The 14565-nt window shown below is 42.4% G+C and carries 14 protein-coding genes and 1 other annotated feature (1 of these 15 running past the window's edge); of the genes, 3 read left to right on the forward strand and 11 right to left on the reverse strand.

Features of this window, described 5'->3' with window-relative positions; all coding sequences use genetic code 11:
* Positions 1 to 78: 78 nt before the first annotated feature.
* Entirely contained in the window at positions 79 to 1341 is a 1263-nt protein-coding gene (locus tag AC0VZ9_RS14540; RefSeq protein ID WP_009334312.1) for an L-lactate MFS transporter, read from the reverse strand.
* A 366-nt stretch (positions 1342 to 1707) separates the two neighbouring features.
* Positions 1708 to 2547, reverse strand: a complete 840-nt coding sequence (locus AC0VZ9_RS14545; RefSeq protein WP_372675461.1) for a glycerophosphodiester phosphodiesterase — start codon at positions 2545 to 2547, stop codon at positions 1708 to 1710.
* A 276-nt stretch (positions 2548 to 2823) separates the two neighbouring features.
* Here AC0VZ9_RS14545 and AC0VZ9_RS14550 point away from each other — a divergent pair, with 276 nt between their 5' ends.
* The 3 genes from AC0VZ9_RS14550 to AC0VZ9_RS14560 all read left to right on the forward strand — a co-directional run bounded on the left by AC0VZ9_RS14550 (position 2824) and on the right by AC0VZ9_RS14560 (position 3702).
* A complete protein-coding gene (locus AC0VZ9_RS14550) occupies positions 2824 to 2997 on the forward strand; it encodes an aspartyl-phosphate phosphatase Spo0E family protein (protein ID WP_009334310.1) in 174 nt (57 codons plus the stop codon).
* A 192-nt stretch (positions 2998 to 3189) separates the two neighbouring features.
* Positions 3190 to 3357: a hypothetical protein gene (locus AC0VZ9_RS14555; RefSeq protein ID WP_009334309.1), complete on the forward strand. Its 168-nt coding sequence runs from the start codon at positions 3190 to 3192 to the stop codon at positions 3355 to 3357.
* A gap of 18 nt (positions 3358 to 3375) precedes the next feature.
* Complete coding sequence (locus tag AC0VZ9_RS14560; RefSeq protein ID WP_226280775.1) at positions 3376 to 3702, forward strand: redoxin domain-containing protein; 327 nt, start codon at positions 3376 to 3378, stop codon at positions 3700 to 3702.
* 30 nt (positions 3703 to 3732) lie between these two features.
* Here AC0VZ9_RS14560 and AC0VZ9_RS14565 read toward each other — a convergent pair whose 3' ends face one another.
* From AC0VZ9_RS14565 to proB, 9 genes are all read right to left on the reverse strand, one after another.
* A complete protein-coding gene (locus AC0VZ9_RS14565; protein WP_019381338.1) occupies positions 3733 to 3825 on the reverse strand; it encodes a putative holin-like toxin in 93 nt (30 codons plus the stop codon).
* A gap of 275 nt (positions 3826 to 4100) precedes the next feature.
* Positions 4101 to 5171 carry a TDT family transporter gene (locus AC0VZ9_RS14570; RefSeq protein ID WP_019381336.1) on the reverse strand — a complete coding sequence of 357 codons (1071 nt, stop codon included), beginning with the start codon at positions 5169 to 5171 and terminating at the stop codon, positions 4101 to 4103.
* Between the two features lie 110 nt (positions 5172 to 5281).
* The gene (locus AC0VZ9_RS14575; RefSeq protein ID WP_009334306.1) at positions 5282 to 6541 is read right to left on the reverse strand and encodes an ATP-binding protein; all 1260 of its coding nucleotides are present in this window, start codon (positions 6539 to 6541) and stop codon (positions 5282 to 5284) included.
* Between the two features lie 133 nt (positions 6542 to 6674).
* Positions 6675 to 7682 (reverse strand): 4-hydroxythreonine-4-phosphate dehydrogenase PdxA, encoded by a 1008-nt coding sequence (pdxA, locus tag AC0VZ9_RS14580; protein WP_192908663.1) that lies wholly within the window; start codon positions 7680 to 7682, stop codon positions 6675 to 6677.
* The gene (locus tag AC0VZ9_RS14585) at positions 7669 to 8976 is read right to left on the reverse strand and encodes a four-carbon acid sugar kinase family protein (RefSeq protein WP_217024528.1); all 1308 of its coding nucleotides are present in this window, start codon (positions 8974 to 8976) and stop codon (positions 7669 to 7671) included. Before AC0VZ9_RS14585 ends, pdxA begins: the two co-directional genes overlap by 14 nt.
* Positions 8977 to 8990: 14 nt before the next feature.
* Positions 8991 to 9983 carry a 2-keto-3-deoxygluconate permease gene (locus tag AC0VZ9_RS14590; RefSeq protein ID WP_009334303.1) on the reverse strand — a complete coding sequence of 331 codons (993 nt, stop codon included), beginning with the start codon at positions 9981 to 9983 and terminating at the stop codon, positions 8991 to 8993.
* Between the two features lie 187 nt (positions 9984 to 10170).
* The gene (locus AC0VZ9_RS14595; RefSeq protein WP_251156974.1) at positions 10171 to 11865 is read right to left on the reverse strand and encodes a sigma-54-dependent Fis family transcriptional regulator; all 1695 of its coding nucleotides are present in this window, start codon (positions 11863 to 11865) and stop codon (positions 10171 to 10173) included.
* A 92-nt stretch (positions 11866 to 11957) separates the two neighbouring features.
* The gene (locus tag AC0VZ9_RS14600; RefSeq protein WP_284951718.1) at positions 11958 to 13190 is read right to left on the reverse strand and encodes a glutamate-5-semialdehyde dehydrogenase; all 1233 of its coding nucleotides are present in this window, start codon (positions 13188 to 13190) and stop codon (positions 11958 to 11960) included.
* Positions 13190 to 14311 carry a glutamate 5-kinase gene (proB, locus tag AC0VZ9_RS14605; RefSeq protein ID WP_009334300.1) on the reverse strand — a complete coding sequence of 374 codons (1122 nt, stop codon included), beginning with the start codon at positions 14309 to 14311 and terminating at the stop codon, positions 13190 to 13192. The genes AC0VZ9_RS14600 and proB overlap by 1 nt, the downstream gene beginning before the upstream one ends.
* 45 nt (positions 14312 to 14356) lie before the next feature.
* Positions 14357 to 14565, reverse strand: a binding site (T-box leader); it runs 16 nt beyond the window's last position.

The following is a 14565-nucleotide window of genomic DNA, read 5'->3' on the forward strand; positions in this document are numbered from 1 at the left end:
CAGGTTCGCTGCCAAGTGCCATACCAATGGAAAAGCGGAAGCGGGGCTGAATGCTTTTCCCTGCTGTTTTTATTAAATTTAACCTGCCATACGCTCACTTGCTTCATTTTGCTTGCGCAATTTTTTAATATCAAAACGGATCAGGATTGACACAATGAGTGCAATCACAAAAAGTCCTGCAAAGCTAGTTAGACTTGAAGCATAGCTTCCTGTTGAATCCTTCATCCACGCTGCGAACATTGGACCAGCAAGTCCTGCGGCAGCCCATGCTGTAAGAATGTAGCCGTGAATGGCGCCAAGCTGCTTTGTTCCGAAAACGTCACCGATAAATGCCGGGATGGATGAGAATCCGCCGCCATACATGGTGTACACAATGGCCAGCATAATCTGGAAAAGAATGGCTTCTTTTGTTATCGGCAGCAGCAGGAATAGGGCAATCTGTGATACAAAGAAAATCGTATACGTGTTTGGGCGACCGATATAATCAGAAATGGATGCCCATGCCAGACGGCCAAGTCCATTAAAGATGCCGAGTACGCCGACAAGCGTGGCTGCTTCTGCCGTTGTCAGGCCTATGCTTTCCTGTGCCAGCGGCTTTGCAGCTGACAGAATCGCAATACCACAAGTTACATTAATGAATAGCATGATCCATAAATAATAAAACCGGGATGTCTTTACTGCTTCATTCGCCGTTAACTGTGCCAAATCCTGTTTGATTTTGATTTTTCCGGCTGCAGCTTTTTCTTTCATGCCTTCAGGTGCCCAATCGGCAGGCGGTCTTTCTAAATATAAAGATGATAATGTCATGATGATTAAGTAAGCTGCACCTAAAATAAAGAACGTGTTAGCTGTCCCAACAGATTTAATCAGTCCATCCATGACCGGGCTCGCTACCGCTGCAGCGAAGCCAAATCCCATGATGGCAAGGCCGGTTGCGAATCCGCGGCGGTCCGGGAACCATTTTACCAGTGTAGAGACCGGTGCAATATAGCCGACTCCCAAACCAATACCCCCAAGAACACCGTAGGTTATGTACAAAAATGGCAATGATCCCATATTTACTGCCAAACCGGCACCAAGCATGCCGGCTCCAAAGAATCCTGCTGCCAGAAGGCCAGCCTTTTTGGGACCATGCTTTTCAACAAAGTGGCCAAGGAATGCGGCTGACAACCCCAAAAATAGAATCGCCAAACTGAAGGTCAGCTGTACCTCCTTTGATGTCCAGCCAAACTGCTCAATCAATGGATTGGTAAAGTTGCTCCAAGCGTAAACCGAACCGATTGAGATATGAATCCCTACGGCCGAGGCGGCAATCAGCCACCGATTTTTTGTCTTTTTCACTCTTTTTCCCCCTCATAATGCTCGTATCCTGCTTTTTAAAGCGGTTACAGGATTGTTTCTTGAAATAAAAAAACCGTCAATCTCTCCCGCATTCCCGATTTTGGGTATGCGGAAGCAGGATTGACGGTTAGTATCAAGCAGGATTCGCTGCCTAAAGGACCAACTGTTAATCAAAATGGAATCTGATGACATTTTAACCGACGACAGGTTCGCTATCTCAAATCAAAATGTGACAGATTTTTGAACTATTAAAAATCATATCACTTTGAAATAACATGTTCAAGCCCTTTTTAGCAATTTTTCACTATGGCAGTGTTGGTTATTATACAAAATAACTCCGGAAACGATTCCCGGAGTTCTTTCTATTTATCTCCCTTTTTTTACATCATGCAGCAGATCCGGATGGTTTGTGAACATGCCGGTTACTCCCCAATTAATCAGCTGCTTCATTCTTTCCTTGTCGTTGACAGTATACGGGTGCAGTTCAAGGCCGCTGTTCACAACCTTTTGCACATATTCCTCATTTAGATACGTATGATTAGGACCGATGCCCATTGCATACTGCTTGATTTCCTTAATCTCTGCCTCGGTAATTTCTGCGTTTGCTTTATAAGAGATTAATTGAACCAGCTTAATGGAGGGATCCAATTCATTCATCACTTTAAGACTTTGAGAGCTAAAAGATTGGACAAGCAGTTTCTCTTTATTAATCTTATACTTATCAACCAGTCGAAGCAGTTCTTTTTCCATGCCAGGATAAACATCCGGTGATTTTGTTTCAATGTAGTAGCTGTTGTTTTTTCCAAATTTCTTGAAAACCTCTTCAAGTGTCGGCACCTTTAAGCCTTCGTATTCCGCTTTTGATGCATACGGGTACTTTTCGTTGAACCAGCTGCCTGCATCAAGCTGCTTTATTTCGTTTAAAGTGTAATCCTTTACGGACCCTGTACCATTAGTCGTCCGGTCAAGCGTCACATCATGCATCGCAATGAGATGACCATCCTTTGTCATCTGCAAATCAATTTCAATATAATCCCCATGCAATTTCTCGCCCATGTCATATGAAGCGATGGTATGCTCAGGTGCATAAGCAGAAGCCCCGCGATGTGAAACATTTACAATGTCCTTATGTATATCTTTTGCCAATGCCGCACCTCCTCCAAACGCATTTAGCCCAATAACTGCTGCACCAATAACAGAAATCATTCTCTTCTTCAAAGTCTCCGTCCCCTATCTATAATGGTTTACATATTAAGAATAGGGACGAAATATTAACCCTGTGATAATTCGATGTAAAATCTGGAAGAATAATAGATTACAGGAATATTAATACAAGCATTTCGGAATAGGTCTCTTTCACTAGAAAATCCATATTGTAGAAACTTGTAATCTTTTTATAAGTTTTGTCGAATCTGTTTATTTGCGGTTTAATTTGTCGATAATAGAATATAGTATTTCATCCCCTGATTAGGAGCCGAATCAATGACCACACCTTCGACTGCTATAAAAAAACTTCATCATGACATCGATGCCCTGCGTAAAAAGATGATTTCTGTTGGAAAAAGAAAGGGATTGTCACACCCTGAAACGCTCATGTACTCAGAGGAGCTCGATAAGCTCATTTATAAAGTGCAGCGAAGCAAATTCATCCATTAGAACATCCCCGGTTATTACCTCAAAAGTAATAAATATTCCATAAAACGCACACTCTTATAAAAAGGGTGTGTTTGTTTTATGATTGAGCGCTTAATCGTAGAAAAACATCCTTTCACTTAAGCATTTTTATTGAGAAAAGCTAAAAATATAGCCATAATGATAGGATAACAACTATTAGGAATTGGAGATCTTATGAAGAAAAAATTCATGATTTTATTAGGAATCGTCCTTCTTGTTCTGACAGCCTGCGGTAAAGATCAGGCACAGGAAGCGATCACCTTAAAGGACCAGACCGGTAATGAAGTTACCTTCCCGCAGGACAAGCCAAGTGTTTTCTTCTTTATCACTACATACACCTGAGGACTCTGTCAGCAGCAACTGGTCGAGTTGCATCAGAATATGGATAAATTAGAAGGCTTGGACGTCAACGTGTACATCGTAAGCAATGATCAGCCTGAGCAGCAGCTTGAGCTGTATAATGCTCTTGAAGAAAAAATGGGACACAGCCTCCCATTTGTGTCAGACCCTGAAATGCAGCTCATTGAAAGGGCTGATATGAAAAATGGCGAATCAGCCTATAGAGGCTACGCTTTAATGGATACAAAAGGCAATATTGTGTTCAACAAGGTCAATGACCATTGGGGAGAAGAAATCGATAAAACCGCAGAAGATATTAAGAAAGAATATGAGGGGCTTTCCAAATAAAGACGAAAAAAAACACGCTTGAGAGCGTGTTTATGAATCCCTGTCTCTATTTGTGAACTGGAGCATGGCGATAACAAACATACCGAAACTGATCATCAAAGACAACACTTCAAAGGTACCCATTTATACATCGCCTCCTTATCTTCAGCCTTCCCGGAACCAAACTTGTCCTATACTCAGGATAAGTGCCCATTTGAAAATCCGTCCAAAAGGCCTAAAAAGAGCCAGCCGCATTGCAAAATTGCATGTGACTGGCTCTTTTTTTGTGAAAAGCTTGAATTTACATATGCTTTCCAAATTTATGTGCGGTTAAGTGATTTTTACTTGCGGATAGAAAAATTTATTTGCGGATAAGCGATTTTTACTTGCGGATAGAAAAATTTATGTACGTTTAGCTCTTATACCGACCTTTCCTTTCTGGATGTCAACGGAATCCGGACATGTTTTCTTCTAATTGAATCAACACTTAAATATAATTCAATGATCAATAACATTAAAATGATCCAAACGCCTGTATTCAATATTACTGCCTGTACCGGGGTTTCTATGAAAAAGGTAAACGTAAAGAACATCGCAAAAGTGAAGATTCGGCTCCACTGTGTCACATCGTATGTGAAGATGCCTTCCTTCAAGCCATATATTAGACTGCGGCAAATCGCCCTTGCTATTTCAATAATCTCCACCACAATGAAAACCAGGAAAACGGCAAGCCAAAACCAAGCAGCCGCCTGTTGGGTTACAAGGCCGGATTTGAACATGGCGAGCCCGCTGATGGACAGGGCACCGTGAAAAATACAATTGGTATTATTCCAATCTTTCGCAATGTTCCAGCCGCGTATGGCATAACGTTTAAGAATAAACCACGCACTAATGAAATAAAAAAGCAGCCCTAAAAAAATAAGAGCGGCATTCAGAAATCCAGGTACATCTGCAAAGACAGTATTGAAAAGGAGAACAAGAGATTGTGTGCTGACCGCCGTCAGCAGCAAAACTCCATGCGTCTGCTGACCAATAGATGTATCCTTGAGCTCTTTGAAGCCTATTAAACTAATCCCAATATAAATAATCCATAATCCCGCATTCAGAATGGCCAGCGCCTGGACTTCTGCACCTGCTCCAAATTGCTTGCAGAACATGATTCCGCAAATCGACGTGCCGGCCACCCAGGTTCCAATGCCGAAACGGTTAATTGGATTAATGTAATGCAGCTTCTTAAACTCTCCTTTATAAATGGTCATGCCGATCGAAACTAAGATGGCCATCCATAAGGCTATATCTGCTATGCTGATAATCTTGCCGATGCTCCCCAAAAAGAAGGACAAACCGAAGAAATTCAGTAAAACACCCTGTGTCACAATGCCAAACGCCATCACAGCCGCCATTGCAGCAGTATTAATATTTATTTTTTTACGAATGATAACGAAAACAGCCCCTATAAACAAAAGGCCCAGCAAAATGAAATAAAACACTATAATCACCGTTAGAATGGATTTTATTTTAATTATAACATCCTATGCATGCGCTGCGGATAATAAAAAAACAGCACATTTTCATGCACTGTCAGGTCCCGCTCCACCATTTAAATTAAAACGATGTTTCCGTTTTGATCATCTTCTGCATGTATCGAATCCCCTTCATAGGGGAGTTCTATCTCAATCTTGGTGCCTTCCCCAACTTTACTTTCGACTATTAAGCGGCCATTATGGTTTTCGATAATTTTGTAGCAAATCATCAGTCCCAGCCCTGTTCCTTTTTCCTTTGTCGTATAAAAAGGTTCCCCCAGACTTGAAATCCGGTCTTCTGATATGCCAACACCCTGATCGATGAATTGAATGGAAATAGTGTTGCCAGACTTTTTAAACACTTTAATGTTTAACTCTCCTCCGCCTGGCATTGCTTCAATGGCATTCTTAATAATGTTGAGGAATACTTGTTTCAGCTGGTTCTTTTCACAATGAATCATTGGGGCGTGAAGATTATTTTCTGCTGCTATTTCGACATTGTTTAATACGGATTGGGTGCTGCTCAAAAGAATCACTTCGTTGATTAATTTAGTAAGGTCCTGCTTTTCGAAAATGTCTGCAGTCGGCTTTGCAAGCACTAAAAATTCGCCGACGATTCCATTTATGCGGTCCAATTCTGAAAGTACAATGTCAAAGTATTCATCTTTCTGGCTATTTGACTTGAAGAGCTGAACAAACCCTTTGATCGAAGTAAGAGGGTTACGGATTTCATGAGCGATTCCAGCTGCCATTTGGCCAAGAAGTGCCAGCTTTTCTGATTTCTGCAGGAGCTTTTCCTGTTCCTCTTTTTTATCAGAAATATCAGTTCCAATTGAGAGTATGGCCTCTTTCCCTTCAAATTCAACATAAAGTGATGAAACTTCAAAAAATCTAGTGGTTCCATCAAAACGTTTTATTTTATATTCTATATTGTTTAAAAGCTGCTTCTCTGACTTAATGTACTGATAACGCTCCTGCAAACGGCCCATATAGTCCAACTCGATAAAGTCAAGCAGCGACCTGCCAATTAATGCACCTTTATCTGATGACGACAATTCGGCGACTGCAGTCGAGTTTGCATACAAAATTTCAAAGTCCTTATGTATGAGCACGGAAACCGGCAGTGATTCCAGAAGCAATTTGTGGCTCTTCTCGCTGGCCCGCGCTTTTTCTGCGTAGTACCTGCTTTTGTCAAACTGCCAGCCGACAAACCAGGCAATGCAGGTAAATAGAATAAAATCAAAAGTAAAGAACGTTTCCTGCGAGAAAATGGTTTGATATGAGGTAAATAAAACCGAAATAAGCACAAGTGAAATTTGACCTGTCCGTTTACTCATATATTCCTCTTTTTTGTGTTTTTTCTATTATTTTAGCATCAATTGTGAGGTTAACGATATCATTTTCAAAAAAATTTATCTATTAAATTCTATAAAAAAACCCGCCCGGGGGCCCGAGCAGGTTAAAATCCGGCTATTTTTTCTTTGGTGCAAGCTCTACTGCCTGACGCATGGCTTCCATTAAGCTTTTCTCGTCAGCTATGCCTTTTCCGGCAATATCGAAGGCTGTACCATGATCAACGCTTGTACGAATGATGGGAAGGCCGACGGTAATATTAACCCCGGCATCCAGCCCTAATACTTTAACTGGCCCATGACCCTGATCATGATACATGGCTACGACAATGTCAAAATCGCCGCGGACAGCTCTGAAAAATAATGTGTCAGCCGGCAGCGGCCCTACAGCATTAATCCCCTCTGCCTGTGCTTTTTCCACTCCAGGAATGACTTTTTCTTCCTCTTCGCCATACCCGAATAATCCATTTTCGCCTGCATGAGGATTGATTCCGCAAACAGCAATTTTAGGTGATTCAATGCCTGCTTTTTTCAATGTGTCATGGGCTAGCTTCAGCACGTGGTACACTCTTTCAGGATTGATCATTTTAACTGCATCAATAATTCCGACATGTGTTGTCACATGAATAACCCTTAAGTTTGGTGCAGATAGCATCATGGAATAATCTTTTGTATCGGTCAAATCCGCTAAAATTTCTGTATGGCCTGGATACATATGGCCGCCCTTTTGCAAGGCTTCCTTGTTTAAAGGTGCAGTGCAGATCGCATCAATTCGATTTTCTTTTGCCATTTCGATCGCTTTAGCCAAATATTGAAATGCTGCGTCTCCAGCTTCAGGAGATACCTGGCCAATGGGAAGGTCTTCCGGCAACAGGTCCAAATCAAGGCAATGTACTACTCCATGCTTATAAGGGATCTCGCTTATCTGCTCTGCCGTTACTGTTTCAATAATAAGCCCGCTGTCAACAAATGATTTGGCCCGTTCTAAAATTTTTCTATCACCAATGACAAGCGGGTTGCTTATTTCATACATTTCAGCCTCTGCCAGGCTTTTTAAAATAATTTCCGGCCCTACACCCGCTGCATCCCCCATTGTAATGCCTACTACTGGTTTAGTTTGACTCATTGCACTCAACCTTTCTTGTCATATAATGTATTGCGTTAGCCAGGGATTGCTCATTTCCGAATCCCCCTGCTTTTGTAACAGCCCAATAGCTTCTTTCTTTGCTGCGCAATCGGCCAAAAGGGAGACCCGGTTCTATTTCTGTATGGAGCTCCATTTCCTGAATACCCAATTCTGAACAAGCAGCTTTTGCAATGTCTCCGCCTGTTAAAATCAAGCCGTCGAGTTCCGGGAACTTATTTACAAGTCTGTTTGCAATTTGCCCTAGTCCCATGGCAATCCTTTCACCAATCTGCTTTCCTGATAATCCTATTGCTTCTCCCGCTATACGGGCTGCATCCCGGTTCTGATCTGAAGAATCCACATAAACAACAAAATGGCTATTATCCTGGTTTTGTCCAATTTCTTCAATGACTTCTTCAAGATCCACTGTCTGATTAACCAATTGGACAGGATTGATTTCTGCAAAATAAGATTGATCAAGTTCTCTAATCCGGGTAAGCTGTTTTTTTGTAACCTGTGACAGACTCCCTGAAACTGTGAGTGTTTTCCTGATGTTATTCTCCTCATGATCATTTTCATGATGAGATCTAAGCTTTAGAGCATCGGGTAAATATTCAACTAGAGCACCAGAGCCAGTCCAAATCGTTTTTTTCTGAACGCTTGTGAAACTCTCGGCAATTACCTGCAGATCCTCTTCCCTTTCACTGTCGCAAACAATCCAGGTTTTCCCCGCCGCAACAGCTCTTTCAATGAATTCAAGAATATCTGCTTTCTCTCCCCGGATCAATTCCAGATCAAGCAATGCAATATCTTTTCCTGCATTCTTATTTAACATGCGAGGAAGAAAGCTTTCCGTTACAGGTGTCTTTGGATCCCTTCCAAACTCTGTTTCTGTAATCAGTTTACCATTTACATAATGATGTCCAGATACCGTTGTACGATTCATTTTTGGAAAAGCAGGGGCAATAACAATGATTTCCGGGCGATATACCTCTTCAAGCGCTGCCAGTTCAGCTGCTATATTTCCTCTTAAAGTTGAATCTACTTTTTTATAGACATGAGCATAGCCTTTTTCAAAAAGAAGAGAAGCAGCTTTTTCCACTGCTTCATATGCTTCTTCTTGTGTTTTTGCACGGCTATCAGTATCAACAATTAAGACATCAGGGTCAGATTGAATGTTTTTCCCGGTATAATCCATCATAACAGTGGCAGTCAGCCCTTTTTTCGCCAGCTGCACTCCTGAATCATTAGCACCAGTCAAATCATCCGCAATAATGCCAAATTTTTCAAACACAAGAACCACATCCTTTAGCCGTTAACTTTCGTCAGGTTTCCTTCTTTAAACTCATAGCCTTTTCTCTCTAGACGCTTAACCAAAAACGCTATATATAGCGGAAGCAGGATTGCGGTTGTCACTGTAGATGCCGCAACCTGAACTGTAGCCAATTCAGCATACTGTGCAAACCCTGCACTTGCTGCTGCAATGGCAGCTGGTGTTGCTACAGCATTACCGGCAGTTGAGCCTTCAGCAGCACCTACAATTGGATTCCACTTAAACGCTTTAAACACTAAATATCCAGCTGTACCCGTTACGAATACTGTTAACAGGCCAAGGATAATACCTGATAGACCACCGTCTACAATAGCACTGAAGTCAATTCCCATTCCAAGGGCGAAAGCGAAAAATGGAATGAGCATGGAGCTGCCATTATCAAGGAATGCACGCATTTCTTCATCTAAATTCCCTAATACCATACCGACGAGGATTGGAAGCAGTACGGCAATGAATGATTGCAATGAGAACATTCCATCAACAAAGCCCATTGCTCCAAAGATAGATAAGGCAACCATCGTTAAAAACGGACCGTCATTTAGAGCCAGCAATGAATAAGCTGCACGGTCTTCCTTGCTTCCATACTGGCCAACAAGTGCGACGAATAGGCCGCCATTACTGTTTGTCATAGCTGCAATAATCGCAATTGGAGCCAAACCCAGCCAAAGGCCATTTTCACCTGCAAACATGTAAGCGATTAACCCGAATGCCGCACCAACTACCCACTTCGTTGCTAAAAGGGTAGCCCCTTTCCCAATTGAAACACCAAATGATTTTACATTAATTTGAGCACCTGTACATAATAGGAATAAAGCGATTAAAGCTGATGCACCGTCAACAAACAATGCTTCAGTAAAATTCCCGATACGGAGCAAATCAGGTGCAAAAGTGTTAAGCACTGCTGCAATTAGCAACGGAACTACCATCATCCCGCCTGGAATACGCTCAAGAGTTGCTTTGATCTTCATAATTTTAACATCCCCTTTATATCTGTTTCAATTTTAAACAATTAGCGAAAACGATTACAGTTTAATATTAAACGCTTTCAATGCAAAATTCAACACATTTTACAGAAAAATAGTTTGGTATTTTCTAGTTTTTTTATTTTGTGTTGCATTTTTAAACATATAATAAAACAAAAAAAGAAGCTGAATATTACTCCTTCAGCTTCCTCCACAATGTCGACCGATTAATGCCTAACCGTTTTGACACCTTTGTTTGGTTTTGGTTTTCTTCCTTCATAACTGCTTCGATAATTCGTTTTTCAATTTGATCGAGTGTTCCGGTTAACAGACTATCTTCAATTTGGACAGGACGCTGCTTCCGATTCAGCTGTCTTGAAACCGTTTCTTTACTGATGATATAGCCTTTCTCAGCTGCCAAGACATCAAAAAGGAATGCTTTCAGCTCAGCGGTATTGCCAGGCCAATTATAACGCTCCAGCAGCTCCATCGCATCCTCCCTTATTTTTACTGCGGATGTTCCATATTGCTGATGAAAATGTGCAATAAAGTATGCTGTTAAAGCTCTTATATCATCCTTGCGTTCTAACAGAGAGGGGATATAGATGCGAACTGTTTCTTCTTTAAAAAGAAGTGAGTACAACTCTTGATTTTCACTGGATAGAGAGAGGATCACTTCTTTCCCCGATTCTGCCCATTTCTGACACTGGTTGAGCAATCGGGATTTCTCTTCTGCAGAAATGTCCTCAGCGTCATAAATATATATGGATCGGATGTCGTCATCAAAGGGATTTAAGCTTCTTCTTGCTTCCTTTGCATGTATAGAAAGAAACAAACCGGCCCCCTGGTACTTTAAGTAATGGATATAGCGTGCTAATAATCCTTTTCCAGTGCCTGCAGCACCAATTAAAAGCCATAGATTTCGGTTTTTTCCTGCAGATATGGCAGCCAGACAATCTTTCATTGCTTCACTTTCATGGATGATCATCGGCAGCTGAGATACTGATTCCACGTTAAGATTTTCTGAAGAACTCTTTATATCATTAAGCTCTTTAATAATAAATTGAGTATAAGTTTCACCGGCAATTTCAAGGCTTGAAACCTGAACTTTAAGCATATCTCCCTTTATACCTTCAATCATTACAACGGATTCTGCATTTCCCTTCCGGTGTACAAGACTCTGTAAATCACTCAAGAGTATGGGAGGGGAAGAAAAAGTATTCCATTGTTCAAATACACATTCAGCATTACGGTTAAAAAGGATTATATTGTCAGTATTCTCCTTAATAATTGCCCTGAGCAGGTCGTTTTCCTGCTGTTTTCTGCGAAACGAATCATACAGGGATTTCGCTTTTTGAAACGCATCAAAGATGGCTTCACGTCCGGATTGTATCAGGATTCCCTCGAGCCCTGCTTTAGCAGCAGCCTCAACAGTTACAACATCCCCCATGATCAATTCAAAACCCTTGGACCTTAATTCATGAACAAGGGCTTCTACTTCCTCTTCCTTTTGAATCGTAAAAACCTCTATACCAATATCCAATATGTCAGTAATCGTTTTGGCGCCAAGCGTTATGTTGGAAAAGCCGACAATCGCTTTCTTCCCTGGAAAATCATTGGCAAGGGTTAACACCCGAAGCATATCATACCCGGATACCTGAATATCAATAACAGGGATATTTGTTTCCTGTTGGACCAGCTTTGCTGTTCCACCCCTGCTGATGATCATATCAATGCCTTCAGATTCGGCATTTTTCACATGCGGGAGTGCCTGCCCCAAGTTTCCAGTTGCTATTTTAATGTCCAAATCTTTTTCCTCTTTCCTGCATTCCTTAATTAATGGAAGCATAGCAGGATAAGGGGCAATAAATAATGTCTTTATTTTCATCACATTCACCTAAATGTATCTTACCATTCATTTCTAAACGACACCAATAAATAGGAAAATGGCTCATTCGTCTTATTAAAAGGAATGGCAGCTTATTTTTTTATCTGCCCATCCCCTTTCATAATATATTTTGTCGAAGTCAGAGCCGGCAGTCCCATCGGACCGCGGGTATGGAGCTTTTGTGTGCTGATCCCGATTTCAGCGCCGAACCCAAACTCGAATCCATCTGTGAAGCGTGTGGATGCATTATGGTAAACTGCCGCTGCATCGACTTCATTCAGGAATTTTTCCACATTATCTGGGTTTGAAGAAACAATTGCCTCAGAATGTTTAGTGCCGTAGCGGTTAATATGAACGATTGCCTCATCCACGCTTTCCGCCACTTTCAACGCGACTTCCAAGCCTAAATATTCTGTGGCCCAATCTTCTTCCACAGCCGGAATGATCTTTTCTCCGCATACACCTTCATCGCCGTGAATGGTAACCCCTTTTTCCTCCAGAGCAAGCACAAGATCATTCAGGCCCCCCCACTCTCTGTGCACAATGATCGTTTCACATGCATTGCAAACGGAAGGACGCTGTGTTTTCGCATTGATGGCAATGTTTATCGCCATTTCCTTATCAGCACTTTCATCAATATAGACATGACAATTGCCTGCACCTGTCTCAAGTACAGGGACTGTAGAATTTTCAACTACTGTCTTAATAAGCTTTGCCCCTCCCCGCGGAATCAGGACATCCAGGTATTCGTTCAGTTTAAACATCCCCGAAGCGGTTTCCCGGCTCGTATCCTCAATAAGCTGCACAGCATCAGAAGGCAAGTCGCTCTTTTCCAATGCATGATGAATCACTTTCACAATTGCTTTATTCGAATGTATAGCAGTAGAACTTCCGCGCAGCATAACAGCATTCCCAGTCTTCAAACATAAGCTGGATGCATCGACCGTGACATTTGGACGCGCTTCATATATCATGCCGACAACGCCAAGCGGGACCCTTACTTGTGTAATGGCGAGTCCGTTCGGACGTTCCCATGAGGATAAAACCTCCCCAACCGGATCGTCCAGGTGAGTAAGCTGGATTAATGCGTCCGCCATATCCTGAAGGCGGGCTTCATTAAGCCGAAGCCGGTCGAGCAATGATTCATTCATTCTGTTGTTTTTTCCCGCAGCAAGGTCTTTTTCATTTTCGGCTAAAATAAAGTGCTTCTCAGCCATTAGCTGTTTTGCAATTAATGCCAATGCCTGGTTCTTTTGGTCCGTCGACATTTTCGCCATCTTCCCCGCAGCTATCCTTGCTTTTTCCCCTTTTTGAATCAATTCCATTATCTCGTCTCCCTTCTTTTTTGGCTTACCCAATGATCACGATGAATGACCACACTGCGATCACTGTTGGCGATCACCATGGCTTCAGAGCTTGGCAGGCCTTTGATTTCGCTCAATTCTTCAGATGAAAAATTAACCTGGCCTTTGCCGATAATGACTCCTTTTGGCCCTACAACTTCAACCACATCATTTACCAGAAAGTGCCCGGTTATGTTCGTAACCCCAGCAGGCAGAAGGCTTTTTCCTTGCGATAACATCGCGTGTGCCGCACCCTGGTCCACTTCAATTTTCCCATTAGGTACTGAATGCAGAGCCAGCCACTGTTTGGATGTCCTAACGCTCGCCTTTGAACTGTTGCCAACATAGGTGCCGTTCCCTTTTCCATTGAGGATATCGACTAATTTTTCCCGTCCGCAGCCAACTCCAATAAACACCTGCACTCCCAGCGCCAGCGCTGTCCGTGCCGCCTCCAGCTTTGTCACCATACCGCCGGTCCCTACCTTGGAGCCCGAACCAGAAGCAGCTTTCACCATTTCTTTTGTGATTTCTGTGATAAAATGATATTTTTTCGCATTGGGGTTTGTCCTCGGATTTGAATCATAAATGCCGTTGATATCTGTCAGAATGATTAAATGCTGTGCTTGAACAAGTCCGCTTACGAGAGCAGAAAGCATATCATTATCGCCAAATGCCAGCTCCTCCACCGACACCGAATCGTTTTCATTAATGATCGGGAGAATATTTCGCTTTAAAAGCTCCGCTAAAGTTGCATGTGCATTTTGATATTGCTCTTTGTGCAGGAAGTTCTGCCGTGTGAGCAGCAGCTGTGCAGCTACAATCCCATGCTTCTTACACTCTTCGGTATATCCCTGCATCAGCAGCCCTTGCCCGACTGCAGCAGCCGCCTGTTTTCCGGCGATGGTCACAGGCCGGGAAGGATAGCCCAAATCAGCAAAACCTGCTGCTACTGCCCCAGATGAAATCAGGATGACATCATGGCCAAGCTGTTTTAAACGGGAAAGTGCAGCTACATGCTCCTCAAGTTTTTCGATGCAAAGTCCTCCATTTGTATTTGTCAGTGAACTGCTTCCTATTTTGACGACAATTCGTTTCCTTTTCACGCTATCCACCATCCAATCAAATAAAAAAAGCCCTCCCATCCCTTTAAAAAGGACGGAAGAGCTTTGTCTTTCGCGGTACCACCTTCATTGGCACTTCACACAGCAAGTGCCCGCTTTGAAAATCCTTTAACGCAGGAAATTCGGCCAGGTTTGCCTGGCAGCTCAAGGGCTAGGTTCAATAGTTTTGCAGGCTGCAGGATCTTTCAGCCGGTGAATCCTGCTCTCTTTTAGCCTGAGTTCTACTTACTGGTTCC

The organism is Cytobacillus sp. QJM3NY_8, assembly GCF_056173585.1.

Bases quoted from the DNA above. Each gene is read 5' to 3' on its own strand.
- AC0VZ9_RS14545 (WP_372675461.1), bottom strand. From the start codon at position 2,547: ATGATTTCTGTTATTGGTGCAGCAGTTATTGGGCTAAATGCGTTTGGA.
- AC0VZ9_RS14550 (WP_009334310.1), top strand. From the start codon at position 2,824: ATGACCACACCTTCGACTGCTATAAAAAAACTTCATCATGACATCGAT.
- AC0VZ9_RS14555 (WP_009334309.1), top strand. From the start codon at position 3,190: ATGAAGAAAAAATTCATGATTTTATTAGGAATCGTCCTTCTTGTTCTG.
- AC0VZ9_RS14565 (WP_019381338.1), bottom strand. From the start codon at position 3,825: ATGGGTACCTTTGAAGTGTTGTCTTTGATGATCAGTTTCGGTATGTTT.
- AC0VZ9_RS14575 (WP_009334306.1), bottom strand. From the start codon at position 6,541: ATGAGTAAACGGACAGGTCAAATTTCACTTGTGCTTATTTCGGTTTTA.
- pdxA (WP_192908663.1), bottom strand. From the start codon at position 7,682: ATGAGTCAAACTAAACCAGTAGTAGGCATTACAATGGGGGATGCAGCG.
- AC0VZ9_RS14590 (WP_009334303.1), bottom strand. From the start codon at position 9,983: ATGAAGATCAAAGCAACTCTTGAGCGTATTCCAGGCGGGATGATGGTA.
- AC0VZ9_RS14595 (WP_251156974.1), bottom strand. From the start codon at position 11,865: ATGAAAATAAAGACATTATTTATTGCCCCTTATCCTGCTATGCTTCCA.
- AC0VZ9_RS14600 (WP_284951718.1), bottom strand. From the start codon at position 13,190: ATGGAATTGATTCAAAAAGGGGAAAAAGCAAGGATAGCTGCGGGGAAG.